General features: G+C 38.6%; 21 protein-coding genes. 13 read left to right on the forward strand and 8 right to left on the reverse strand.

Annotated elements, in window-relative coordinates; all coding sequences use genetic code 11:
- Window positions 1–100: 100 nt before the first annotated feature.
- From ACK2M2_RS05220 to ACK2M2_RS05230, 3 genes are read left to right on the forward strand one after another with little or no spacing between them, the layout of a single operon-like run.
- Entirely contained in the window at window positions 101–1276 is a 1176-nt protein-coding gene (locus ACK2M2_RS05220) for a low temperature requirement protein A (protein ID WP_419346421.1), read from the forward strand.
- Window positions 1277–1288: 12 nt separating this feature from the next.
- Complete coding sequence (locus ACK2M2_RS05225) at window positions 1289–1693, forward strand: NUDIX hydrolase (protein ID WP_419346423.1); 405 nt, start codon at window positions 1289–1291, stop codon at window positions 1691–1693.
- A gap of 58 nt (window positions 1694–1751) precedes the next feature.
- Window positions 1752–2831, forward strand: a complete 1080-nt coding sequence (locus tag ACK2M2_RS05230; protein WP_419346425.1) for a DUF1176 domain-containing protein — start codon at window positions 1752–1754, stop codon at window positions 2829–2831.
- Window positions 2832–2902: 71 nt separating this feature from the next.
- Here ACK2M2_RS05230 and ACK2M2_RS05235 read toward each other — a convergent pair whose 3' ends face one another.
- The 3 genes from ACK2M2_RS05235 to ACK2M2_RS05245 form a co-directional block, all read right to left on the reverse strand.
- Window positions 2903–3835 carry a tRNA dihydrouridine synthase gene (locus ACK2M2_RS05235; protein WP_409510891.1) on the reverse strand — a complete coding sequence of 311 codons (933 nt, stop codon included), beginning with the start codon at window positions 3833–3835 and terminating at the stop codon, window positions 2903–2905.
- A 128-nt stretch (window positions 3836–3963) separates the two neighbouring features.
- Complete coding sequence (locus tag ACK2M2_RS05240) at window positions 3964–4098, reverse strand: hypothetical protein (RefSeq protein WP_409510892.1); 135 nt, start codon at window positions 4096–4098, stop codon at window positions 3964–3966.
- A 266-nt stretch (window positions 4099–4364) separates the two neighbouring features.
- Complete coding sequence (locus ACK2M2_RS05245; protein WP_409510893.1) at window positions 4365–5174, reverse strand: cytochrome C assembly family protein; 810 nt, start codon at window positions 5172–5174, stop codon at window positions 4365–4367.
- Between the two features lie 142 nt (window positions 5175–5316).
- Between ACK2M2_RS05245 and ffh the strand changes: the two genes are divergently transcribed.
- A complete protein-coding gene (gene ffh / locus ACK2M2_RS05250; RefSeq protein ID WP_409510894.1) occupies window positions 5317–6726 on the forward strand; it encodes a signal recognition particle protein in 1410 nt (469 codons plus the stop codon).
- Window positions 6727–6855: 129 nt separating this feature from the next.
- Entirely contained in the window at window positions 6856–7443 is a 588-nt protein-coding gene (locus ACK2M2_RS05255; protein ID WP_419346427.1) for an RBBP9/YdeN family alpha/beta hydrolase, read from the forward strand.
- A 127-nt stretch (window positions 7444–7570) separates the two neighbouring features.
- On the opposite strand, the gene ACK2M2_RS05260 is transcribed toward ACK2M2_RS05255, so the two are convergent.
- Together ACK2M2_RS05260 and ACK2M2_RS05265 are read right to left on the reverse strand one after the other, a co-directional pair.
- A complete protein-coding gene (locus ACK2M2_RS05260; RefSeq protein WP_409510896.1) occupies window positions 7571–8317 on the reverse strand; it encodes a type III pantothenate kinase in 747 nt (248 codons plus the stop codon).
- A gap of 37 nt (window positions 8318–8354) precedes the next feature.
- Complete coding sequence (locus tag ACK2M2_RS05265; RefSeq protein ID WP_409510897.1) at window positions 8355–9110, reverse strand: biotin--[acetyl-CoA-carboxylase] ligase; 756 nt, start codon at window positions 9108–9110, stop codon at window positions 8355–8357.
- Between the two features lie 29 nt (window positions 9111–9139).
- Here ACK2M2_RS05265 and ACK2M2_RS05270 point away from each other — a divergent pair, with 29 nt between their 5' ends.
- The 5 genes from ACK2M2_RS05270 to ligA all read left to right on the forward strand — a co-directional run bounded on the left by ACK2M2_RS05270 (window position 9140) and on the right by ligA (window position 17485).
- On the forward strand, window positions 9140–9949 hold the full coding sequence (locus tag ACK2M2_RS05270; RefSeq protein WP_419346429.1) for a sulfite exporter TauE/SafE family protein: 810 nt from the start codon (window positions 9140–9142) through the stop codon (window positions 9947–9949).
- A 172-nt stretch (window positions 9950–10121) separates the two neighbouring features.
- Window positions 10122–10817 carry a GntR family transcriptional regulator gene (locus ACK2M2_RS05275; RefSeq protein WP_409510899.1) on the forward strand — a complete coding sequence of 232 codons (696 nt, stop codon included), beginning with the start codon at window positions 10122–10124 and terminating at the stop codon, window positions 10815–10817.
- A gap of 27 nt (window positions 10818–10844) precedes the next feature.
- Window positions 10845–14297, forward strand: a complete 3453-nt coding sequence (gene smc / locus ACK2M2_RS05280; protein WP_419346431.1) for a chromosome segregation protein SMC — start codon at window positions 10845–10847, stop codon at window positions 14295–14297.
- 1 nt (window position 14298) lies between these two features.
- The gene (locus ACK2M2_RS05285; RefSeq protein ID WP_419346432.1) at window positions 14299–15354 is read left to right on the forward strand and encodes a cell division protein ZipA C-terminal FtsZ-binding domain-containing protein; all 1056 of its coding nucleotides are present in this window, start codon (window positions 14299–14301) and stop codon (window positions 15352–15354) included.
- A 103-nt stretch (window positions 15355–15457) separates the two neighbouring features.
- Window positions 15458–17485 carry an NAD-dependent DNA ligase LigA gene (gene ligA, locus ACK2M2_RS05290; RefSeq protein WP_419346433.1) on the forward strand — a complete coding sequence of 676 codons (2028 nt, stop codon included), beginning with the start codon at window positions 15458–15460 and terminating at the stop codon, window positions 17483–17485.
- A gap of 92 nt (window positions 17486–17577) precedes the next feature.
- Here ligA and ACK2M2_RS05295 read toward each other — a convergent pair whose 3' ends face one another.
- Window positions 17578–18651, reverse strand: a complete 1074-nt coding sequence (locus ACK2M2_RS05295; protein ID WP_409510903.1) for an SDR family oxidoreductase — start codon at window positions 18649–18651, stop codon at window positions 17578–17580.
- Between the two features lie 408 nt (window positions 18652–19059).
- Between ACK2M2_RS05295 and ftn the strand changes: the two genes are divergently transcribed.
- The gene (ftn, locus tag ACK2M2_RS05300) at window positions 19060–19524 is read left to right on the forward strand and encodes a heteropolymeric bacterioferritin subunit Ftn (protein ID WP_409510904.1); all 465 of its coding nucleotides are present in this window, start codon (window positions 19060–19062) and stop codon (window positions 19522–19524) included.
- A gap of 165 nt (window positions 19525–19689) precedes the next feature.
- On the opposite strand, the gene ACK2M2_RS05305 is transcribed toward ftn, so the two are convergent.
- Window positions 19690–20700 (reverse strand): AraC family transcriptional regulator, encoded by a 1011-nt coding sequence (locus ACK2M2_RS05305; protein WP_409510905.1) that lies wholly within the window; start codon window positions 20698–20700, stop codon window positions 19690–19692.
- A 210-nt stretch (window positions 20701–20910) separates the two neighbouring features.
- Between ACK2M2_RS05305 and ACK2M2_RS05310 the strand changes: the two genes are divergently transcribed.
- Complete coding sequence (locus tag ACK2M2_RS05310; RefSeq protein ID WP_419346436.1) at window positions 20911–22029, forward strand: CaiB/BaiF CoA transferase family protein; 1119 nt, start codon at window positions 20911–20913, stop codon at window positions 22027–22029.
- Between the two features lie 283 nt (window positions 22030–22312).
- Window positions 22313–23308: a DUF2804 domain-containing protein gene (locus ACK2M2_RS05315; RefSeq protein WP_419346438.1), complete on the forward strand. Its 996-nt coding sequence runs from the start codon at window positions 22313–22315 to the stop codon at window positions 23306–23308.
- Between the two features lie 138 nt (window positions 23309–23446).
- Here the strand turns inward: ACK2M2_RS05315 and ACK2M2_RS05320 are convergent, their stop codons facing one another.
- The gene (locus tag ACK2M2_RS05320) at window positions 23447–24322 is read right to left on the reverse strand and encodes a metal-dependent hydrolase (RefSeq protein ID WP_419346440.1); all 876 of its coding nucleotides are present in this window, start codon (window positions 24320–24322) and stop codon (window positions 23447–23449) included.
- Between the last annotated feature and the right edge of the window lie 48 nt (window positions 24323–24370).

Genomic DNA, 24370 nt, shown 5'->3' on the forward strand with positions numbered 1-24370 from the left:
CAAAATTTAAGATAAGTGCCAATAACATATAAAATATGACTTGTGTTCTGTGAAACGATTTGAAAAAATTCACTGAAAATAAATCGAAGAAATATTACTTATGTCAAACTCTGTTCCTACTCGCCCTACGTGGTTGAAACCTCTTTTACCTCGAAATCCGCACGAGTCGCATCGTGTGGCGACATCGCTTGAACTCTTATTTGATTTGATTTTTGTGGTCGCTATTGCAACAGCAGGTGTGCAACTGCATCACAGTATGATTGAAAACCATTTAAGTACAGGACTTGTGCATTATTTGATGGTGTTTTTTGCTTTGTGGTGGGCATGGATGAACTTTAGTTGGTTTGCCTCTGCCTATGACAATGATGATGCTTTTTACAGAGTTATGACCTTTGTACAGATTATTGGTTCATTGGTGATTGCTGCGGGCATTCCCATGGCATTTCAAAAAGATGACTTCGATGTAATTGTCGCGGGTTATGTGATTATGCGGCTTGGTTTGGTTGTTCAATGGCTTCGAGTGGCAGCAAGTGATTTAGAACGTAGAAAAACTGCAATACGCTATGTGATTGGTATTGTTATTGTACAACTTGCATGGCTATTGTTTCATTTTGCCCCAATTGATTTAACTTTATTTATTTTTGCTGGATTAGTGTGTGCTGAGTTGAGTGTGCCACTTTGGGCGGAAGCTGCGAGTAGAACACCATGGCATCCGCATCATATTGCAGAGCGCTATTCACTTTTGACCATCATTGTATTAGGTGAATCGATTGTGGGCTGTTATAGCGCAATTGCCGATGCACTACAAAGTCAGCTACTGAGTACTGAGTTAATTTTCTTAATGGTTGGTGGCTTGATTATAATGTTTACCATGTGGTGGGCATATTTTGATAATGAAGTGGGCGATACTTTAACTACCCGAAAACGTGTGTTTTCTTGGGGGTATGGACATTTCTTTATTTTTATTAGTATTGCCATGATTGGGGCAAGTCTTGCAGCAGCTGTTGATGTTGCGACTCATCAAGCACATATTTCAGATCAAATGGCGGGGTGGCTCGTGGCAATTCCATTGGTCATTTATACGGGAAGTTTGTGGGCACTGCATGAAGCACATACGCTTAATGGCATGAAAAAATGGTTCTATCCATTAACAACAATAATTGTGCTGTGTATTCCTATATTTTCTCCTGACATTGGTTATAGCGTTTTCGCCATTGGTGTCGTGTATGCTTTACGTCTATTCTTAACAAAAACTTATTTAATTAAACGATTCTAATAGGCAGATTGTATGGGATTTCATGATTTTTACCGACTGAGTTCTCATGCGGTCATTTGTAATACAGTGGGTCAGATTTTATTGCTGAAAGCTACTTATGCTGAGCATGCATGGGGCTTGCCTGGTGGTGGTTTGGACATGGGGGAAACCATTCATGATGCATTGTTTCGTGAATGCTATGAAGAATTAGGTTGTGAGATTGAACTTGATTATTTATCGGGTGTTTATTTTCACAGTGCGGTGACTTCACATGCTTTTATTTTCAAATGCCACTTCAAGGAAAATACAGAAATTAAACTCAGTGTAGAACATTCCGAATATCGTTGGTTTAATGTTGATGAGTTGTCCGAAATACAACGCATACGTGTTGAAGATTGTTTAAAATTTCAAGGTCAAGTTGTTAGCCGAGCATTTTAATATTATGGACGACAAGAGTATGGATCATCAAAAAATAGCGCATTTAAAAGGACAGAAAATGAAAAATACTAAGATGAAAGATGATATTAAAAGTCATTTAAAAACAATTTTATTGATCTGCTCGAGCTTCGCTAGCACAAGTATATTTGCTGAAATTAAAGGGATTTCATTTAGCCATGGTGATTGGGAGCTTGCTTGTGACAATACCGGAACATGCCGAGCAGCGGGATATCACACAGATGAAAATAGCTTTGAAAATATGGTCAGCGTTTTATTGACTCGAAAAGCAGGTACAAATACACCTGTAAAAGCTGAATTTACTATGATGGTTGGTGATGAAAAAGCGGTCATTCCTAAGCAATATATTTTAAAAATTAATGGTCAATCTTATGGCAAAGTTTCAAATCAGGAAGAGAACTCAACAACTTTAACACCTCAACAAATTCAAGCTTTATTGAAAAGTGCAACGCAAAACAGCGAAATTATTTTGGATGCAGGAAAAAATAGTTTGGTTCTTTCAGGCAGTGGTATGAGTGCTGTTTTGCTGAAAATGGATGAGTTTCAAAAGCGAGTAGGGACATCATCAGCCCTGATTAAAAAGGGAAATCGAGCAAATGAAAATGTATTACAGCCTGAAGCAATCCCTGTTGTCACAGTGCAACCCGCTATAAAAGGTAAAATGATTGAATATAAATCACCTCATATAGAGGTGGAACGTATACAGAATATTTTAAAACGTACGACCACCGAGGAAGATTGTTATATTCTTTTTAATGAACAGGATGCTGATGTTCGTCAGGTTATTGTGACCCCTTTGACGAAAGATAAAAGTCTAGTCAGAAGCCCGTGTTGGAGTGGGGCTTATAATTTTGGTTCAGGTGCTTGGGTAATGGATCACAAACTAACAAAAGTGTATCAAATGGTGAGTAACTCGATTAGCGATGGTGATTCAGTTATGTTGAATGCTTCGCATAAAGGGCGTGGCTTGGGTGATTGTTGGTCATCGGAGGAATGGGTGTGGAATGGACAAAAATTTATTCAAAGTTATGAAGCTGCAAATTTACAATGTAAAGGATTCCCTGGTGGTGCATGGACGATGCCCACCAAAATTTCCAATATAAAAGAATCAGCTCGATAATTTTTTGCTTTTTTGAAGCCAAAAGATGATTTAAATGGCTTAAACAGAGCGAGTCATTGATTTAAAATGATTTAAGCCGGATTTTTCAGCTTTTCAATGAGTTCATCAATTTTTTTGGCACGTTTCACTTCATTCCATAGCAGTTTTGCTTCAGGATAATGCTTCGACATCATACCAATCCACTGTTTATAACGCCCAACCATATTGATTTCTTTTTTATAAGGTCCACTAAGGAAACGGATTTGTAACTTGAGTAACTCGTCCCAAGTCAGTAAGGCTTCATCAGTATTTTGACGAATACATTGGGTTAAATCGGGTGTAGTGACTGCACCACGTCCAATCATTAAATCTTCACAGCCCGATTCAAGTTGACATTGTTTGGCATCAGTATTTGTCCAAATTTCACCATTAGCAATGACATTAATTTTGAGTGTTTCTTTGATCGGTTGTAACACATCCCAAAATGCAGGTGGAGTATAACCATCTGCTTTGGTGCGTGCATGTACAGTTACCCATGAAGCACCAGCATCTTCAATCGCATGAGCATTTTCCATGGTGAAATTTCTGTCCATATAGCCGAGGCGCATTTTTGCAGAAACAGGAATGTGTGCAGGAATCGCATCACGAACCGCTTTGACCAACTCATAAACCACTTCGGGTTCATCAAGGAGTACCGAACCCCCACGATGACGATTCACTGTTTTTGCAGGGCAGCCAAAATTCATATCAATGACAGGTGCGCCCAACTCAACTGCTCGAATCGCATTAGCAGCGAGCATTTCAGGATCATTTCCTAAAAATTGCACATGTACAGGTGTGCCTGATGCCGTTTTTCCGCCATTGAGGAGTTCAGGGCAGTAGTGATGATAAACATGATCCGGTAATACCGAGTTGGTAATACGAATAAACTCAGTCACACACCAGTCAAAGCTACCTACAGACGTGAGCACATCACGCATGATTGGGTCGGTTAAGCCTTCCATAGGTGCAAGGATGAGTTTCAATGTCGTTACCTGATCTATCAATTTGAACAGGAGCGTTATACGGTTTTTTTGTGAGGATGTCTAGGTGAAGTATTTCGGAATAAAATAAAGTTATTGAATATAAAAGGTTTATGTCTTAAGTGGATACGTTATTTAGATTGTACAATAAAAATCGTAATGATTTTTTCTGACTGCTGTTGAATCCACTGCCAATCTTTTAAATGTAACCTTTGGAGTTGATCATCTAAAAGTACCTTTATTTCAGGTTCCATAACCGATTGCATAAAACATGTTCTTGCTAGTGCAACGTCTGTATTAGAACAGCGTATTAATGTGGTTACTTTGCCCTGTTCATAAAGCGATAATCCTTATTAATTTTAAGGGTAATAACATAGGTTTTATTTTTCTAAAGTTCTAAAATAAATATAAAATATCTTATACGAGATTTATTTGAATGAATCATTTCAATTCATTCAAATAAATTAAAAAAGCCTAATTGATTAAAACTAGGCTTTGGGATGGTTTTTCACTTTTTAAATTTTTGTTTGCATCAGCGGTTTAAAATCATTTCCAAAACAAATTTAGAACCAATAAACCCCACGGCCAATAAGAAAAATCCAATAATGGTAAAACGAATCGCTTTTTGACCACGCCAACCAAACTTATAGCGACCAATCAGCAATGCGCCATATACAAACCAAGACACAATACTAAATGCTGTTTTATGGGCAAGATGTTGAGCAAAGAAATTATCAATGGTGAAAAAGCCAAAACCAAGAGCGAGAGTAAGCAGAGTAAAGCCTGTCATCAACATATCAAATAATAAAGATTCCATGGCTTGAAATGAAGGTAAAAAACTCACCCAAATACGTTTTTTTTGTTTTTTCTTTAATTCACGATTTTGTAACCACAATACCACTGCATGAATAGTTGCCATGAGTAGAACGGCATAGGCAGATAACGACAAAATAATATGAATGTCTAAGCCTAAGGAATGCTGTTCAATGAACTGATGAGGTTTACTAAAACAAAAACCTAAAATCAGTCCAAAGCCTGCAACAGGAATTCCTAACAAGTTGAGCGATAAGACGGGACGATAGGTGCTATAAAGTAGACTGAGCAGTAGCATGAGCCCTGCTGTAAAAGACATTAGATTGAAAACATCATAGTTAATGCCTTGTGGCGTAACCATGTCAATATAAAGTACACTTGCATGTAGAATCAGTCCCAAACTTGACACGATCCCGATAAACCAAGGGTTATAAGCACGTTTTGACATTAAATGCATCACCAAATACCAAAATACAGAGGTATAGGCAATTAATGCTAAAATCGTATAAACCAAGGGTAGGCTAATCATGTCAAACCTTTTTCAGGATGATGAATAATCATGTTATAAGATATAAATTCCATGTGAACTACAGTATCCTATAGCATCTTATGCATAAAAGTTCTATTTTTCAGAAGATTTTTTGCAACAACTATTTTAAGCGGATTTCGCAATGTTTGATACCTTAACAGAACGACTCACGCAGAGTCTAAGAAATGTTACCGGCTCAGGACAACTGACTGAAGACAATATTAAAGACACGTTACGTGAAGTGCGTATGGCACTGCTTGAAGCCGATGTGGCTTTGCCTGTAACCCGTGAGTTTATCGCGAAAGTTAAGGAAGAAGCATTGGGTCAAGAAGTGATGACACAGCTGTCTCCAGGACAAGCTTTTGTCAAAATTGTCTATGACGAACTCACCAAAATGATGGGTGCGGCAAATGAAACCCTAGATTTGGCTGCTAAGCCACCTGTAGTCATTTTGCTTGCAGGTCTACAAGGTGCAGGTAAAACCACTACAGCTGCTAAACTTGCGCGTTTCTTAAAAGATCGCCAAAAGAAAAAAGTTGCAATGGTTTCTGCAGATGTTTACCGCCCAGCGGCAATTAAACAACTACAAACCGTTGCTGCTGAAGTGGGTGCTGATTTTATTGAATCAGATGCTTCGGAAGATCCAATCAAAATTGCGCAACGTGCGATTGGTCAGGCAAAAATTAACTTTAATGATGTCTTGATTGTCGATACTGCAGGTCGTTTGCATATTGATGCAGATATGATGGATGAGATCAAAGCATTACACGCAGCGATTGGTCCAACCGAAACACTATTTGTTGTCGATGCGATGACAGGTCAGGATGCTGCAAATACTGCAAAAGCATTCAATGATGCACTGCCTTTAACAGGCGTGATCTTGACTAAAACTGATGGTGATGCCCGTGGTGGTGCTGCACTTTCAGTTCGTGCAATTACAGGTAAACCAATCAAATTCTTAGGTATGGGTGAAAAACTCGATGCCTTAGAGCCATTCCATCCTGAGCGTGTTGCACAGCGAATCTTGGGTATGGGTGATGTCCTTTCTTTAGTCGAAGAAGTTGAACGTAAAATCGACAAAGAAAAAGCTGAAAAAATGGCGAAAAAATTGCAAAAAGGCGGAAGCTTCAATTTTGAAGATATGCTGATGCAGTTTGAACAAATGAATAACATGGGTGGCATGATGGGCTTCTTAGATAAGTTGCCTGGCATGAGCAATTCAGGAATTCAAGATGCAATTGCACAAGCAAACCCTGAAAAGCAAGTGAAAAAAATGGAAGCGATTATCCAGTCGATGACCATTAAAGAACGCCGTAATCCTGATTTGATGAATCCAAGTCGTAAAAAACGTATCGCTGCGGGTTGTGGTATGGAAGTTGTTGAGGTGAATAAGCTCATTAAACAACATGCGCAAATGGCAAAAATGATGAAAAAATTTGCCAATCCATCGGGCATGGCGAAAATGTTGAAATCACTTGGCGGTATGCAAAAGCAATTTGGTGGTGGCGGTGGTATGGGACCCTTATTTGGTAACAATGAACCGAAGAAATAAAGGTTAAACTTTTAAAATCAAAAACATAAAAGGTGATATTTATCACCTTTTTGTTTATAAAAATAATACAAATTAAAAGAATTGTTAAATTATAATAAACTTAAGTAAATAATTATTAGAAGAATGCTTATGAAAGTTTTTATTATACATGGGTATCAATCTTCACCTGAGCAACATTGGTTTCCATGGTTAGCAACAAAAATTGAGCAAATGGGAAGTCAATGTGAGATTGTTCATTTGCAAGGCAGTGATCAGCCTGATTTTGCCACATGGCGTCAAAATTTGGAGGCACAAGTCTATCCTTTAAATGAGCAAACCATTATTGTTGCGCATAGTTTAGGGTGTATTAGCGTACTAGATTATCTCTCTGAAGCACTTAATGGTCGTTTAATTAAAGCGATATTTATGGTCGCAGGTTTTAATGAAAAGCTGACAGCTTTGCCTGAATTGAATCAGTTTGTTCAACAAGCCAAACTCAATGATGCATTACTCAGATTTAGAATTCAGCAACGTTATTCATTATTTTCCTGTAATGATCCATTCGTTCCTGCACCATTGAGTATTCGTTTTGGTCAATTATTAAATGCACAAATGATTGAAGTGAAAAAAGCAGGTCACTTTATGCAAAGTGATGGTCTTAGCGAGTTCCCACAGCTCTGGGAAAAGTTAGAAAAACTATTGGTCGAACAGTCGGTTACTCAAGTAGTGACTATATAGAAATAGAAAATCGCATTTTTTTAAAAATTGAGATTTTATTGAAATCGAAATTGAGGATGTTAAAGCATCCTCAATTTTTATTTATTTGATAAGGTTACACGTTAAATGCTACTTGATAACTTTAAAATCATGTTGCATGTTCAATATAGAAACGTAAACCTTTGAGTAGTAAGTCTTCTTCAACTTGTGGTTCAAACTCTTCAAGAAAACGTGCAAATAAAGGTGCATCACCACCTGTAAGTATAAGTTTACGTGGTGACTGTTGCATAACTTGGCGAATAGTACTGAGTAAGCCAAGAAAAATACCGTGATGTACTGCATCAATGGTATTGCGTCCTGGAGTGAGTTCATCAAAGGCAACGTCAGGAATTTTAATGCCTTTAGTATTTTGAATAAGTGAGTCTCGTTGTAAATATAAATTTGGCAAAATATATCCACCCAAATGTTGTAAACCTTGTGTTAAATCAATCGTTAGTGCAGTCCCACAACTAATAACACATAAGTCTTGTTCAACATTAGCGACAGCCAATACTTGAAGCCAACGGTCAATACCGAGTTGTTCAACATGATCATAGCCACATTTTAAACCCGCATATTCGGCATGTACTTTTGCAAAGGTCATAGGAATATCGAGTAGGTTTAAAATCTGTAAAATACGTTCATTATTCTTTTGATCTTGGACTGACGAAATGCCAACACAATCAATCTCACTATTTTTAAAATGTTGAATCAAACCTAACAAGAGATCAGCAGGAGATTGCAGATGTAATTCTGCGCCATGCTCAATAACATGTTGCTCTAATGTTTCGAGATCGGTCGTGGTAATCCAATATTTTAGACGTGTATTGCCAATATCAAGCCATAAGTTTTTCATGGAAGTGTTGATCGTCCTACTAATTTTTAATGTTGATCTATTTAACCGATTTTAGACGTAAACGTCCTTGATAATAGCTTTGTAATCCTTGTTCATTTTCAATTTGAATTGCTCCATCTCGATCAATGCCTTTAAAAACACCTTGAATAGTATCTTTTGTTTGTTCAAATTCAACCGTTTGTCCCATAAATGCTGCGACATTATTGAAGCGAGCTGCAAGGTTGTAGCAGCCATGATCAAACCATTGCCCCGCTTGCAAAATGGCTAAATATACGTCACTAATCATTTGAATACGGTTGGGATATTGCACACCCAATTGCACGACAGAAGTTGCTTGTTGTGAGAGTTGTTCAGGTGGTACAGGCAATAAGTTGATCCCCACACCAACAATGGCTTCATGTGCTGATAATGGTTCAACGAGTATCCCTCCCCATTTTCCTTGTGGGCTATATAGGTCATTGGGCCATTTAACTTGTAGATTTGGCAGGGTTTTTAAACTTGAAATTTGTAGAATATTTAATGCAATTTCAAGTGCAAGGCGTCCGTCAAGGGGTGTTTTGGTTTTCAGCAATGTGCTTAAATAAATATTCCCGATGGGAGAGACCCATTCTCGTTGATGTTGCCCCCGTCCCTGACTTTGTTGTTCACTACACACAAGGATGCGATTTGCGCCTTGTGCAAGCTCACGTACATCATCATTGGTCGATGTTGTATTGTGTTTAAGTAAAAGAATTTCAGGTAGTTGCTGAGCATCTGTTAAAAGCTGTCGAAGATGACGAGTCTCTAAATCCATATTGAATCTGAGAAGAAAGGAAAGTAGTGATGGAGTTAATCATATATTTGGTCATTGGTGCAATTGCAGGATTTGCCGCAGGACTATTTGGTGTTGGTGGCGGTTTGATTATTGTCCCAATTTTATATGTGGTTTTTACTCAAATGGGTTATGACCCAACGGTTGTGATGCATATGGCATTGGGAACATCATTGGCAACAATTATTGTGACATCACTAAGTTCAGTTTCAGCGCATCATAAAAAAGGTGCGGTTATGTGGCATGTGGTTAAAAACCTTGCACCAGGTTTAGTTCTAGGCTCATTTTTAGGTGCAGGTATTGCCGATGTTTTATCGGGTGGGAATTTGCAATTGATCATTGGTGTATTTGCTTTATGGGTGGCATTTAAAATGTTTAAGGGCGCTAATGTTCAAGTAGATGTGTCCAAACACTTACCTCCTGCACCGATGCAAATGCTTGCAGGTGGTGGTATTGGAGTAGCATCGGCAATTTTTGGTATTGGTGGGGGAAGTTTGACAGTGCCATATTTAAATAAATATGGCGTAGTGATGCAAAAAGCGGTAGCGACTTCGGCAGCATGTGGTTTACCGATTGCCATTGCAGGAGCAATTGGTTTTATGATTTTTGGATCACATGGTCAAGTTGAAATTAAAAATGCGATTGGTTATGTGCATATTTATGCCTTTATTGGTATCAGTATTATGAGTTTTATTACAGCAAAACTCGGTGCAAAAGTGGCACATCAATTATCACCTGCAATGTTGAAAAAATGCTTTGCAGGTTTGCTGGTTTCAGTCGGAACTTACTTTGTATTTCAGGGCATTAAAATATTTTTTTAAATTGGCTGATAGCTAAAGTTTTAGATCAATGACACTATTGTTCACAACAGGATTGGCTTAAAATCTTAAAAATTGTCTAACAATGACATGGAAATGCAAAGTCTGAATCAGTTATATAAGGAAGATAATGATTCAGACTTAATCTAAATAAAACTAATAAAACAGGATTTATATGCATTTGGATGATGTAGATAGCCTATCGGAACAAATCGCAAGGCATATAAGCGAACAAATCATCAGTGGTGAATTGGTGGAGGGTGAGCGCATACAAGAGTTACGCATTGCAAAAGAACTTGATGTCAGTCGAGGTTCGGTGCGTGAGGCTTTGTTGTTGCTTGAACGCACGCATCTGATTGAAATTTTCCCACGTCGTGGCGCAATTGTGTCAGAAATGTCAGCACAGCAAGTGAGAGCGTTATTTGATACTTGTGCACTTCTATTGGGTCAGATTGTTCATAAAATGAGTGAGACGTGGCGAAGCCATGAAGCTGAAGCGCTACAGCATTTATTAAATGATTTAATTGAGCATGTAAAACAGGGCAATACTGAAAAGTTTTATGATGGTATTTTTCATTTTTTGTCTGAACAAAATGATATGGTTGGCAACTCTTATTTGATGAAATTTTATAAGGAACTGTTGCCTTCTTTACGTCGTAGCTATTTTTTAACCTTAAATACTTCAAGACGAGAGCTACAAGAAGCGTTAGAATTGTTCCGCTTGGTGATTGATGCGATTTTAATCCGAAAATCACAACAAGCTACTTTATTTATGGATGATTTTTGCCGACACTTACGCAACTTAGTGTTGGAATCGCTGACACGAATGAAACAAATCGAACTTGCTTGGGCGCGGAGATCACGTCGCTAAGTAACGTGAGTAAGTAATTAGGACATTATGCGTTTAAGCAGCTTAAAATTGTCTGGCTTTAAATCTTTTGCCGACAGCACGACATTACAATTCAAAGAGAACCGTACTGCGGTAGTGGGACCTAATGGCTGTGGTAAATCCAATGTGATTGATGCCATTCGTTGGGTCATGGGTGAATCAAGCGCACGTCAGTTACGTGGCGGAACTATGCAAGATGTCATTTTTACAGGAACGGCAAAACGTAAACCTGTTGGTATGGCAAGTGTAGAACTACGCTTTGAAAATACCTATGGCAAGCTCGGAGGGGCGTATAATGCCTATAGTGAATTGGCTGTACGCCGTCAGGTCAACCGTGATGGAAAATCTGAATACTTTCTTAATGGAACGAAGTGCCGTCGCCGTGATATTACCGATATTTTCTTAGGGACAGGCTTAGGTCCTCGTTCCTATGCCATTATTGAGCAGGGTATGATTAACCGCTTGGTTGATGCTAAGCCTGAAGAAATGCGGATATATATTGAGGAAGCTGCAGGCGTATCACGTTATCAGGCGCGTCGCCGTGAAACTTTACAACATTTAGAGCATACGACACAGAATCTTGAGCGTTTAGAAGATATTGCCTCTGAATTGAAAGGACAGTTAAAAACACTCAAGCGTCAATCTGAAAATGCGGTTCAATACAAAACACTTGAAAATGAAGTTCGAACTTTAAAAATAGAAATTTTATCTTTCCAATGTGAACAAAGTAGCCGTTTACAAGAAGAATATACCGTTCAAATGAATGAACTTGGTGAACATTTCAAACTCGTGCGCTCGGACATGACTACACTTGAGCATGATTTGACATCGACAAGTGAATTATTTCAACGTCTGATTCAACAATCGACACCTTTGCAAAATGAATGGCAACATGCGGAAAAGAAACTCGCTGAATTAAAAATGATGCTTGAGCAAAAACAAGCATTGTTGAATCAAAATACTGAATCTTTAGCAAAGCTCGAAACACAAAAAATTCAAACCAAAGAACGTATTCAGCTCATTGAATTACAGCTCGATACCTTACAGGCACAGTTAGATGAATATGCTGAAAACTTACAAAGTGCCGAAGCTGACAGTCAACAGCGTGTGCAAGTCTTTGCTGATTTAAAAGCGCAACAACTACAAACGCAACAACAATATGAACTGATTAAAATTCAGGTTGAAAAACAGCAACAGCAAAAAGCTCAGATGCAAGCGCAAATGGAGCAACTGAGTAAAAATGTTCAACGTATAGAGCAGCAAAAAGACACCTTAAAAGCTCAAGCTGAACAGGTAAAAAAGCAGTTTATGACGGAGGATTTGAGTCAACTTGAACAAGATCAATCCAAAGCTCAGTGTGAAATTGTACAGTTAGAGCAAAACATTGCTCAAACTAAAACTCGTATTGAGCAAACGCAAGAACACGTCAATCTACAAAAAGTACAAATTTCAGCACTAAAGTCTGAAATTCAAGTGTTACAGTCTGAGCAGAAAAATCTCAATCAGCTGATGGCGAAAAGTTCAGTTAAAACATCAGAAAATGCTCTACAACTCATGCACGTTTTAAAACTCAATGAGCAGGGTAAAGCACAAGCGAGTTTGGTTGAAAAGCTCCTTGCAAAATGGCTGTCTGCAGATATTGTTGATACAAATTCTGATTTTCAAGACAGTCTTGCTCGTCAGTTAAAAAGCTCAATTTCAATGGATAAAATCCAAATCAATGGATTATCTTGTTTAGCAGATTGGGTTGAATCACCTCAATATTCATTGTGGAATCAGGTAGCGATTACTGAAAACTTAACGCAGGCGTTGAGTTTTCAAAAACAATTAACCGTTGGGCAGAGTCTTCTGACACTCGATGGTTATTATGTCGGTCAAGATTGGGTCATTGGCTTATTCTTCGATGAATCCAGTCAAGCCGCACAAGGCGCATTGAGTCATCGTATTCGTTTAGAAGAAATTGAGCTTGCGCTTATAACTGTATTACCTCAATTGACTGATGCTGAAGTAGTATTACCTTCAATACAACATCAGTTGGCTGAGTTACAGAAGCAGATCCAAGCAGATCAAACAGCTTTAAAAACACAGCAAAATATTCAACAGCAAGTAAATGTGCAAATCGCTAAACAACAAAGTGCAATGCAGGCATTTGAATTGCAAAAAGTTCAGCTCAATAGTCAGTTACAACAACTTGATGAGCAACTTGAAGAAGATGCCATGCAGAAAGATGATCTTGAAATTGATCTACATTCATTGAGTATGAAGCTAGAACAGCATTTACCTGAATATAAAACTTTGCAATATAAGCTGGACGAGCTTAATGAACAGGTTGAAGAACAACAGCAACAATTACAGCATAAACAGCAAGATGTGGAAGCATCAAGGCGTATGGCAGAGCAAAATAAGCAACAGATTGAATTGCTTGATAAAGATTTGAATTTTTCTAAAGTGAGTTATCAGCAGATTGTGCAGCAAATGGAACAGGCTCATCAATTTGTTGATCCGATACAACTCGAGTTGCCAAGCCTAGAGCGCCAGTATGCTGAGCAAGCTGAGCAAGCGGAAAAATTGCAAAAAACTTGGGCAGATTGGCAAGTTGAATTGAATAATGTTCAGTCAAAACAGCAACAGTTAACCGAACTGCGTCTGTTACATCAACAAAATGATGAGCAACTACGTACCCAACTCGAAGCAAAGCGCTTAGCATGGCAGTCAGCGAAGTCTGATTTACAGCATTATTCTGATCAGCTCAAAGAGATGAATGCTGAGATGAAATCAGGATTGATCATTGATTTACCTACGCATCAACAAAACTTTGAAAAAGCTCAGCGTCAGTTTGAAAAATTGGGTGCGGTCAATTTGGCGGCTTCAGAAGAGTATGAAGACGTGTCAAAGCGTTTTGATGAATTGATGCATCAAATTCAAGATTTAGAAAATACAGTGGAGCAACTGAGAGATGCCATGAAGAGCATTGATCAGGAAACTCGTAAATTATTTATGACCACGTTTGATCAGGTCAATGCAGAATTACAAAATCTGTTTCCAAAAGTCTTTAATGGTGGTGAAGCAACATTAAGTCTTGAAGATGATTGGCAATCGGGTGTACGTTTAATGGCTCGTCCACCGGGCAAGAAAAATAGTTCATTGGCATTGCTGTCGGGCGGTGAAAAAGCATTGACGGCATTGGCATTGGTTTTTGCAATTTTCCGTTTAAATCCTGCACCATTTTGTGTGCTTGATGAAGTTGATGCGCCACTTGATGATGCGAACGTTGGGCGTTTTTGTAATCTTGTAAAAGAATTGTCGGAGCAGGTGCAATTCATTTACATTACACATAATAAAGTTGCTATGACCATGGCAACTGATTTATTGGGTGTGACGATGCCTGAACCGGGCACATCAAAACTCGTCACAGTGAATTTGGAAGAGGCAAGAGAGTACGGTTTAGCCGCGGAGTCCTAGTATGGAAATCACAACAATTATTGGCATTGTCCTTGCGGTTATTATCTGCCTTGTGGGTTTGATTATGATGTTGCGTAAGTCAGATGATGCAGCGCCATCGCTTGATTCAGCATTGCATATTAATGAAGACAGCAATCAGCCAGTCATTCCACGCCATGTACGTGATCAGTTGCGTAGCTCGACAGAAACAGAACGTGTCGAGCCAAATTTAACGATACTTGAAGATGTTGATGTTAACGCATCTTCAACTGAAAAAGCTGAACCAAAACCGACTGAGGCAAAGCAAACTGAAACAGTGACTGCGGAAGTGACTGAAGAAAATATCACAGCACATATTGATCAAGCGGATGATACAACTAAGCTGAAAATTGAAAAGGTTGAGCCAACACTTGATTTACAGACGGCTTCTGTTGTGGAAAAAACTGAAACGTCCAATCAAGAAGATATAACAAAAACTGATACGGCGACATCGACATATGTGACGAAACCGCAAGTTGAAGCCATTGAAGCATTCACACCGAATACACAGGTTGAAACTGTAAAAATTCAAGAATTTGAAGATGAAAGCAGTATTCTTGATGTGCATTTGAGTGAGCAACAACGCCAAGATGATCAAAGTATTTTGGCAAATGCTGAGAGAATTATTGGCTTAAATGTTTATCCTGATCCACGTCGTGCCTTGTCAGGTGATAAAACCCTGAAAGTAATGATGAAATATGGTTTACGCTTTGGTGAAATGAAGTGTTTTCACCGCTATGAAGACCCTGAAAATGAAAGTTCATTGATGTTTTCAGTATTACGTATTATTGACTCAACACCAGCCGGCTTTGATTTAGAGGCCTTGTCTATGGAACAGGTGCAAGGTTTGGCATTCTTCCTTGCTTTGCCACATCCTGATGTGCAAAAAGGTTTTGATACCATGGTGAGCATTGCAGGTTTAATTGCTCGTGAGATTGATGGGACGGTATATGATGAAAATAATCTGGAATTTACCCCACAGTTAAAAGAACACTGGCGTCATCAAGCCATTGATTTTCGTTCAGGACAAGCGGTCTGATCATCAGATCAAATGCTGATATTATTTTGAGACTGATTTAAAATGAAATGGGCGGAATTATCCGCCCATTTATTATGGTAAAAGAGTTTTGGTGAAAGAATTTATGGAAAAAAATGCGATCGTCGCTCAAATGCGTCAATTGATTCAAGTCCTTGCACAACATAATCATGAGTATTATGTGATGGATCAACCGAGCATAGAAGACAGTGAGTATGATCAGCTCTTTCATCAACTTAAAAGTCTAGAACAACAATATCCAGATCTGATACAACCCGATTCGCCTGTTAGTCGTGTAGGCGGAAAGCCATTATCAAAGTTTGAAAATATTACCCATACTGTGCCCATGCTGTCTTTGGGTAATGTCTTTAATCAAGATGAGTTGTTTGCTTTTGCGCGTCGTATAGAAGAGCGTTTGCCGAATCAAAAAATTGAATATGATGTGGAACTTAAATTTGATGGTTTAGCGATTTCACTGTGGTACGAAAACGGTATATTGATTCGTGGCGTGACCCGTGGTGATGGTGAAACAGGGGAAGTAATTACACAAAATGTGAAAACAATTCGTAATTTACCGAAAGTTTTAAGTTCTGAAACAATAGAAATTCCGACATTGCTTGAAGTGCGTGGCGAAGTACTAATGCCAAAAGCAGGTTTTGAAAAACTGAATGCTGAAAATGAAGCGAAAGGTGAAAAGACCTTTGCAAATCCACGTAATGCAGCAGCAGGTAGCCTACGTCAGCTTGATCCTAATGTTGCAGCCTCACGTCCTTTAGCCTTCTATGCCTATGGTATTGCACAATGTGAACCACCTCATGGGCAAAATACCATGTCTGAAAGTTTGGAGTGGTTAACGCAGTTCGGTTTTGCGGTGGGTGAGCGTCATTTTGTTTGTCAATCTATTGAAGAAGTTCAAGAAAAGTATGAGCAAATCAACCAAGAACGTCCACATTTATTGGTTGAAATTGATGGTATGGTCGTTAAAGTCAACGACTTGAAACAACAGCAACAATTGGGTTTTTTAAGTCGCGAGCCACGTTGGGCAACGGCTTATAAATTCCCTGCTGTAGCCGCTTTAACCACAGTCGACAATATTGATTGGCAAGTGGGGCGTACAGGAACATTAACGCCTGTTGCACGTTTAAATCCTGTTGCTGTGGGTGGTGTTACCGTTTCTAACGTAACTTTACATAACATTGGTGAAATTCACCGTTTAGATGTCCGTGTCGGCGATACAGTCAGTGTTTACCGCAGTGGTGATGTGATTCCGAAAGTGGAAAAAGTTTGGCTAGAGTTTCGTCCGAATGATACGGTTGAAGTGCATTTACCTGAAAACTGTCCTGTTTGTGCTTCGCCTGTCGTAATGCCTGAAGGTGAAGCTTTAGCACGTTGTTCGGGTGGATTGTATTGTTCAGCACAGCGTATTGAGGCGATTCGCCATTTTGTTTCACGTAAAGCGATGGATATTGAAGGTTTGGGAGATCGATGGGCGGAATCATTATTACATTTAGATTTACTCAATGATGTGGCAGATATTTATCATTTACATGAGCATCGTGAAAAATTATTGACCATTGAGAAAATGGGCGAGAAGTCGGTTCAAAACTTGATTGATTCGATTGAAAACAGTAAAAAAACGACACTAGCTTCTTTTATTTATGCGCTTGGAATTCGTGGTGTTGGTGAAACTACAGCACGTATGTTAGCTAATACTTTTCAAACTTTGGAGGCTCTTCGTCAAGCGGATTTAGAAGCCTTAAAGAAAACACCTGATGTTGGTGATATTACGGCTGAATGGATTGTGGACTTTTTTCAAGCACCACATAACCTTGAAGTGGTAGATCGCTTACTTGCAGCAGGAATTCATTGGGATGCACCTGTCGCACCGAGCCGTCAGCCACTAAATGGTGAGAGTTGGGTAGTCACAGGCACACTCAGTACCATGGGACGTGATGAAGCAACTCAATTGCTCCAAGCCTTGGGTGCACGTGTTAGTGGTAGTGTGTCGAGTAAAACTAAATGTGTTGTTGCAGGTGAAAAAGCAGGCTCTAAATTAGAGAAGGCTGAAAAATTGAATATTCCTGTTTTAAATGAACAGCAATTTTTAGAATTCTTACAACAATTTTCTGCATAATTGATTTACTTGAATATGTAGACTATTGATCATAAAAAACCACTGTTTAACAGTGGTTTTTTATTGGGTTTCATTCAAGGATTATTTGGAAGTTATTTGAGAAAAATAAACCTCTTCACCAAACCATCATTGATCATTTGTTGGAAATGTTCAACCAAACTCACTTCAATGTCGCGATAGGTCATACCTAATTCTTTTCGACTTTTATTGGCATTAAAGAATATAGGATAACCCATATTTTTATCGACAAATGCACGGCTAAAACCAATTATGGGGCCAAAGGCTTTAAACGCAATTTTTGGCAATTGATTACGTGGAAATGGATAAGCATTGCCAAAATTTTTGCGTAGAATTCCACCCATTTCCATGAGGCTGAGTGACCCCCCACTAATGATGTAGCGCCCCGAAGCTGTGGTACTCAATGCAGCAGCAATATGGGCATCAGCAACATCACGAACATCAACAATACCATTCCACATGGCAGGTACGCCCGCAAGCGTCATGCCATTGGCAAACTGTTGTAAAACTTCAACGCTTCCTGACTGTGTACCAGCTGTAAGTGAAGGGCCAAGTACAAGCGCAGGGTTAATACAGATTAAATCCCAACGATCTTGAGCTTTTGCCATGTCCCAGGCTTTACGTTCAGCCATGACTTTTGAATAAGGATAAGGCTGATGTGTTGTTGAACTAGTCGTATTCCAATGTGATTCATCAAAAATATTTTGTGAAGTTTGTAAAATATCAACCGCATCACCATAAGTTGAAGCAATACTAGACGTCACGATCACACGCTTCACCGACGCCGTTTGATTGACACTATTCAGCACATTTTCAGTGCCTATAATGGCAGGTTCAATAATGTCTTTGATTGCATCTTTATAATTGGTCACGACAAAAGGCGAAGCCATATGTAAGACAATTTCACAGCCTTGCATTGCGGTATCAAAAGAGCCTTCAGTAAGTAAATTTGCCTCAAAAAATTTGAGCGTGCCAGAGGTTTGAGCTGCAATTTTTTCTAAATGTTGATAGCTCGTTTTTTTTGCCAAGCTACGAACCGTTCCATGTACCGTGAAACCTTGTTCGAGTAATTTTTGAATCACCCAACTTGCAATATAACCTGTCGCACCTGTAACCAAAATGGGTGCAGTGGTGTTTCCCTCTGACATGATATGTTCCTTTTATTCTAAGTGGTGAAGCTCAAAGTGATTAAGATCAAATATATAAAGATCATCGTACTTTATGATCATGTAAATTCTAACATTAACGCATGTGAGAACGTATGCGTTTAAAGTGAATAAATTATGTCGTTGTAGTCAGCTATTTTAATGCTGAATAAGAAGCATTGTGAATAGTTACAAAAATGAATCAATATGAATTTTTTAAAAAATAAATAGAGTTAACGGTTCGAAGATTTCGCAAAGGTTTATTTTATATATGGAAAATAGCTAATTCATACTGCAAATGCGTATGTTTCTCATTTTAATTTTATAAAAATCATAAACTTACAAATTTATTGTTTTGCAATATCGATCAAAATTGTCCATAATGCTGAAAAAGGGTATGGAGTATTTGAAATGCGTGGCAATCCAGAAGTTGTAGATTATCTAAATATGTTGATCGGTGGTGAACTGGCTGCTCGTGATCAATATTTAATTCATTCTCGTATGTATGAAGATTGGGGTTTATCTAAAATCTTTGAACGTATTGACCACGAAAGTCAGGAAGAAGGTGCGCACGCAGATGCATTGATTCGCCGTGTGTTGTTTCTTGAAGGAACGCCAAATATGGATCGTGATGGTATTGAAGTTGGTACAGATGTTGTGAGCTGTTTAAAAGCAGATCTTGCACTTGAATATCATGTCCGTGAAAAATTGGCGCAGGGTGTCAAATTGTGTGAAGAAAAGGCAGATTACATTACTCGTGATATGCTTCGTCAGCAAATGTCTGATACAGAAGAAGATCATACTTATTGGCTTGAAAAGCAAATGCGTTTGATCGAGTTAATTGGTTTGCAAAATTATATTCAGTCACAAATGTAAGTTGTGTTGAATTTAAAAAAGCTCAGATAAATCTGAGTTTTTTTATGTCTAAATTTTTAACTCAAATGTGAATATCAGTCTAAGTTATAAAATAAAAAAAGCCTAGCAGTAATACTAGGCGGGAAAACTGAAAATACTAAAATCTATTCAGTCAGTGTTCAAAAATTAATGATAACCATGTAATTGGCGATATAGACCTGGCGTTACACCAGTCCATTTTTTAAATGCGCGGTGGAAGGTACTAGTTTCACTAAAGCCAACCTGTTGTGCAACATCTTCAAGAGTTAGATCAGGATTGAGCAATAAGTGAATGGCTGCATCACGGCGTAAAGCATCTTTCACACCTTGATAACTCTTACCTTCAGCGGCTAAACGACGACGCAAGGTTTGTGGTGATAAATACAGCATCGAGGCTACATCATTCAATGTTGGCATTTCTTCACCAATTTGACTTTTCAATACTTCACGAATACGTGAGGTCAATGAATTGGTATTTTTGAATTTCACCAATAATTGTGCAGGTGCTGCTTTTAAGAATTCTTCCAAACTTGCTTCATTTTGACGAATCGGCAAATCAAGGTAGTCAGCCGCAAAGGTGATTTCAGTGCGTGGCATATCGAACTGCATGACGGGTGCAAAGAAGAGTGCATCGTACTCATCGGCATGATTTGGACGTGGATAGCCAAAATGTACACGCTCAAGTGGAATACGGCGCTCAATGAGCCAAGAAGCTAAACCGTGCCAAATCATGAGCATACTTTCAGTAATAAAATGATCTGGATCTAATGTTTTTGGAATGAGTGGAACTAAACGAGCTTCGTGTTTGTCACGCTCGACAGACACTGACCATTCATCGCCAAATAATTTGTAAAATTGTGATGAAAGCTCTAAGGCTTCACCCAAAGTTTTAGCATGGATAATCAGCTGACACATAATGGCGAAAGAGCCAAGTCGACGGGGTTGAATATCAAACCCAACGTGCTCATCCTGAGTCACCATCCACAGCATTTTAATGAAACGGGTATATTGTTCAGGAGAAATACGTGCTTTAGGCTGACGAAGGAGTTCAGCTTCAATTCCGACGTGCGAAAGTAAAGTTTCGACATCCATGCCAAGGCGTTTAACCCCGGTCAGTGCCGCATTGACAAAATGGATACTGATCGTATCACGACTCATGTTAAATCCTTCAGTCTCTTTGATGTTCACGTATACCTGACCTAAATGACGCTAAAAAAAATATAAATAGCAATTTACAACAGCGTAAATCTACTTTTTACATAATAAATTGCCGAAATGATCAAGGTAAATGGCTGAACATGACATTGTTATGTTAGTTTTATATTTCTAATATGACATAAAAATCAACCTTAAATTGGTAAAAATAATATGACAGCTGCTTTGAAAGGATTGAAAGTACTCGACTTTTCTACATTATTGCCGGGTCCATTTGCGACCATGTATCTTGCAGACTTGGGTGCAGAAGTGATCCATATCGAGTCACCGACTCGTCCTGACTTGGTTCGTTTACTGCCGCCCTACGCCAATGGGCAGGCAACTTCACACAGTTATTTAAACCGTAATAAGCAATCGATTGCACTCGACTTAAAAGATCCTAAAAGTATTGAATTGATTAAACAGAAAATTTCGGAATATGACATTGTCGTTGAACAATTTCGTCCGGGTGTCATGCAACGTCTAGGCTTGGATTATCATACTTTGGCGGAAATTAACCCTAAATTGATTTACTGCTCGATTACAGGTTACGGGCAAAGTGGTCACTATAAAGATAAAGCAGGGCATGACATTAACTACATTTCACTGTCAGGGATCGCAGGGCACAGTGGTCGTCAAGACAGTGGTCCGCCACCAATGGGCATCCAAATTGCCGATGTTGCAGGTGGTTCATTACATGCAGTCATTGGCATTATGGCGGCAGTTATTGAACGTCAAACCAGTGGTCTAGGACAGTATGTAGACATTTCTATGACAGATTGTGTTGTGAGCATGAATAACATGGCAGCTTCAGCAAGTCTTGCAGGAGGACAACATCAGCAAGTGGAAGGTGAACATTTAAATGGTGGTACATTCTACGATTATTATGAAACTATTGATGGTCGATATATCTCAATTGGAAGTTTAGAACCGCAGTTTATGAGTGGTTTAGCGACTGCACTAGAATTGCCAATTTTGCTCGAAAAAGGAGCTTCGTTTGATACTGAAGATCGTAAAATTGTGAAGAAAGCACTACGAGAAAAAATAAAATCGGAGTCGTTTGATGTTTGGAAATCGTTATTTGCCCAACTTGATGTTTGTGTAGAACCTGTCTTAAAACTTGAAGAAGCATTGGATTCAGCTTTGGCGAGAGAGCGAGAATGGGTCGTGAATGTGCCCTTAACTAGAGAGAGTGATGCGACTGAACCACAGTTGGCATTGCCAATTAAATTTTCACGTTCAAAAAGCCGTTACGACTTTATTGGTCAGCCATTAGGTGCAGGTGAGTGGTAATACTCTTTTATTACCTAGTGTGAAAAGTGATAAATAAATGGAAAGTCGGCATTCGTCGACTTATTTATTTAGATAAAAATACAACTTGAGCGTTATTGAATTGATAAATATATTGATATTTTGGTCTATTTTATGAATTAAATTGTTTATATACCTTTGTTTTTAATGTGGTTTGGCTTTGAATTTTATGTACAAATATTGCACTTTTTGTGGAAAATAGGTCATAATTAAATCATCGACTAAAGTCTATATTTAAACAGTGACCACGGATGGAAAGGTTGGAATGGATTTAATACAAAGCAATGGTCAACCTCGTTATGGACGTTTTGAGCAGATTCCAACATCAATTGATGTGAATCGCTATGAATACAAAACGCCGTATGGAAAAACGCTTAAAGGATGGCGTAAACAGTTAAAATATAAAAAATTTAAATTTTGTGGTATTCAACATGCAGAATATACCATTGGCGTGGCTATTGCAGATATTGGTTGGGCAGGGCATGGGTTTATTTATGTCTATAATCATGAAACCCAAGAAGTACTTGAGTGGAATGCCAATACGATTTTAGGTCGAGGTACAACGGTTGATGAGCAACCACTTTTTAGTCAAAGTCACTTTTTAAAATCGCCATTCGAACTTGAAATGCAACATGCCAATGGTGTGCGTTATATCACTGTAAAAAAGCATGGTGAAGTACAACTGAAAGCTCGAATTTTCTGTGCAGGGATATCACCGCTAAGTTTATGTAGTCCAAATGGTATTAATGGTTGGACGTATACACAGAAAAAAACCACATTGGCTGTGGAAGGTTTTTTTATTAATAAGAAGAAACAAACCATTGAATTTAATGAAAAGAGCTTTGCTTCATTAGATGATACTTGTGGTTTTTTACGACCTGAAACAGCATGGTTTTGGTTATCATGTAATTTTTGGGATGCCAATGGTCAGCGTGTCGGACTGAATTTGGCGTCAGGGGTGAACGAAAGTTTTGGTAATGAAAACTGCTTATGGGTCAATGGTGCTTTGTATGCTGTTGCAGATGTATTATTTGTAAAACAAGATAATCAACATTGGACAATCACTTCGCTCGATCAAAAACTAAACTTAACCATTGAAACAGGATGGCGCCGTTTTGAGAGTTTAAATCTACGTTTGGTTGGTAGTCAATTTAGTCAATGGCAGTCGCGAGTGAGTGGGACAATTCAAACTGAACAAGGTGAAATAATTCATTTAAATCGTGAATATGGTTTACTCGAACAACACTATGCAAAATGGTGAGTCAATAAGATGATCTATGTAAATCTACCAATCATTTTTGAAGAATATTAAATAAAACATGTAAAAAAGGCGAATGTTATTTACATTCGCCTTTTTTTACATCCGTCATTTTAGAATGAGCTCAAGTCATTTCTGCCATTATAAAGCCGCTTGCCAAAAAGCCTCACCAGCGGCAATAGGATCATCGGTTTCAGCCAAAGCATCAATCCACGTTTGGTATTGGCGAATGACAGGATGTTGACTCGGATGAAAGTCTGCTTTAAACCAATCTTTATAAGATGAGCTCATTGCGCTGAGCGTACCTTTTTGACCAAAGAACCATGGCAAACCTTGGATTGCAAATTTGGCACGTTCTAAGCGATTAAAGCCATCATGCTTGAGCATGACATTGGCACGGTAAAATGTGAATCCAAACATTTGGATGGTGATAAAAGTCAGTGCAAATTTACGTAAACGTTCAGAAACTTCTCCAACCTCTTGCATGACATCAAAAGCCACATCACGATGCTCCATTTCTTCAATTGCATGCCAAGCAAAAAGCGCACGAACATAAGGATGGACATCTATAAGCGTTTCTTTCTTACTATAAAATGTTTCCGCCATCAGTGCTGTCAAATGTTCTGCGGCAGCGGTCATAGCAATGTTGTATTGCTTTGAGCGATTTTTAATTAGATAAGAAAATCGATCATCCATAAATTTTACAAAGTCATCGACAGGCATACCTTGCTTTTTCATTTCATTATTCATACGGTCATGGGCAAGACCGTGTTGTGCTTCTTGTTGAATAAAATCGGTGACTTTTTGCTGTAATTCATCATCTGTTATGCGGTCACGTAAGGCACGAACACTTTGAATAAAATAACGCTCACCGACAGGGAAAGTCAGACTTAAAGCATCAAACATACGCGTGCGGAATGGGTCTCCCCCAAACCAAAAGCGAGGAATTTGATCGAGTTTGAAGTCGAGGTTCTTACGCACGACAGGATCGACTTGATGTTGAAGATAAGCATTCATGATTCTTTCCTATTTTTATATTTTTCAGTTTGATCAACTTGATGAAAA

The sequence above is a fragment of the Acinetobacter sp. TY1 genome, assembly GCF_048551395.1.
In the GTDB taxonomy this organism is placed as follows: Bacteria; Pseudomonadota; Gammaproteobacteria; order Pseudomonadales; family Moraxellaceae; genus Acinetobacter.

Bases quoted from the DNA above. Each gene is read 5' to 3' on its own strand.
- smc (WP_419346431.1), top strand. From the start codon at position 10,845: ATGCGTTTAAGCAGCTTAAAATTGTCTGGCTTTAAATCTTTTGCCGAC.
- ACK2M2_RS05245 (WP_409510893.1), bottom strand. From the start codon at position 5,174: ATGATTAGCCTACCCTTGGTTTATACGATTTTAGCATTAATTGCCTAT.
- ACK2M2_RS05315 (WP_419346438.1), top strand. From the start codon at position 22,313: ATGGATTTAATACAAAGCAATGGTCAACCTCGTTATGGACGTTTTGAG.
- ligA (WP_419346433.1), top strand. From the start codon at position 15,458: ATGGAAAAAAATGCGATCGTCGCTCAAATGCGTCAATTGATTCAAGTC.
- ACK2M2_RS05270 (WP_419346429.1), top strand. From the start codon at position 9,140: ATGGAGTTAATCATATATTTGGTCATTGGTGCAATTGCAGGATTTGCC.
- ftn (WP_409510904.1), top strand. From the start codon at position 19,060: ATGCGTGGCAATCCAGAAGTTGTAGATTATCTAAATATGTTGATCGGT.
- ACK2M2_RS05305 (WP_409510905.1), bottom strand. From the start codon at position 20,700: ATGAGTCGTGATACGATCAGTATCCATTTTGTCAATGCGGCACTGACC.
- ACK2M2_RS05295 (WP_409510903.1), bottom strand. From the start codon at position 18,651: ATGTCAGAGGGAAACACCACTGCACCCATTTTGGTTACAGGTGCGACA.
- ACK2M2_RS05225 (WP_419346423.1), top strand. From the start codon at position 1,289: ATGGGATTTCATGATTTTTACCGACTGAGTTCTCATGCGGTCATTTGT.
- ACK2M2_RS05230 (WP_419346425.1), top strand. From the start codon at position 1,752: ATGAAAAATACTAAGATGAAAGATGATATTAAAAGTCATTTAAAAACA.
- ACK2M2_RS05260 (WP_409510896.1), bottom strand. From the start codon at position 8,317: ATGAAAAACTTATGGCTTGATATTGGCAATACACGTCTAAAATATTGG.
- ACK2M2_RS05275 (WP_409510899.1), top strand. From the start codon at position 10,122: ATGCATTTGGATGATGTAGATAGCCTATCGGAACAAATCGCAAGGCAT.
- ffh (WP_409510894.1), top strand. From the start codon at position 5,317: ATGTTTGATACCTTAACAGAACGACTCACGCAGAGTCTAAGAAATGTT.
- ACK2M2_RS05320 (WP_419346440.1), bottom strand. From the start codon at position 24,322: ATGAATGCTTATCTTCAACATCAAGTCGATCCTGTCGTGCGTAAGAAC.
- ACK2M2_RS05255 (WP_419346427.1), top strand. From the start codon at position 6,856: ATGAAAGTTTTTATTATACATGGGTATCAATCTTCACCTGAGCAACAT.
- ACK2M2_RS05285 (WP_419346432.1), top strand. From the start codon at position 14,299: ATGGAAATCACAACAATTATTGGCATTGTCCTTGCGGTTATTATCTGC.
- ACK2M2_RS05310 (WP_419346436.1), top strand. From the start codon at position 20,911: ATGACAGCTGCTTTGAAAGGATTGAAAGTACTCGACTTTTCTACATTA.
- ACK2M2_RS05240 (WP_409510892.1), bottom strand. From the start codon at position 4,098: ATGCAATCGGTTATGGAACCTGAAATAAAGGTACTTTTAGATGATCAA.
- ACK2M2_RS05265 (WP_409510897.1), bottom strand. From the start codon at position 9,110: ATGGATTTAGAGACTCGTCATCTTCGACAGCTTTTAACAGATGCTCAG.
- ACK2M2_RS05220 (WP_419346421.1), top strand. From the start codon at position 101: ATGTCAAACTCTGTTCCTACTCGCCCTACGTGGTTGAAACCTCTTTTA.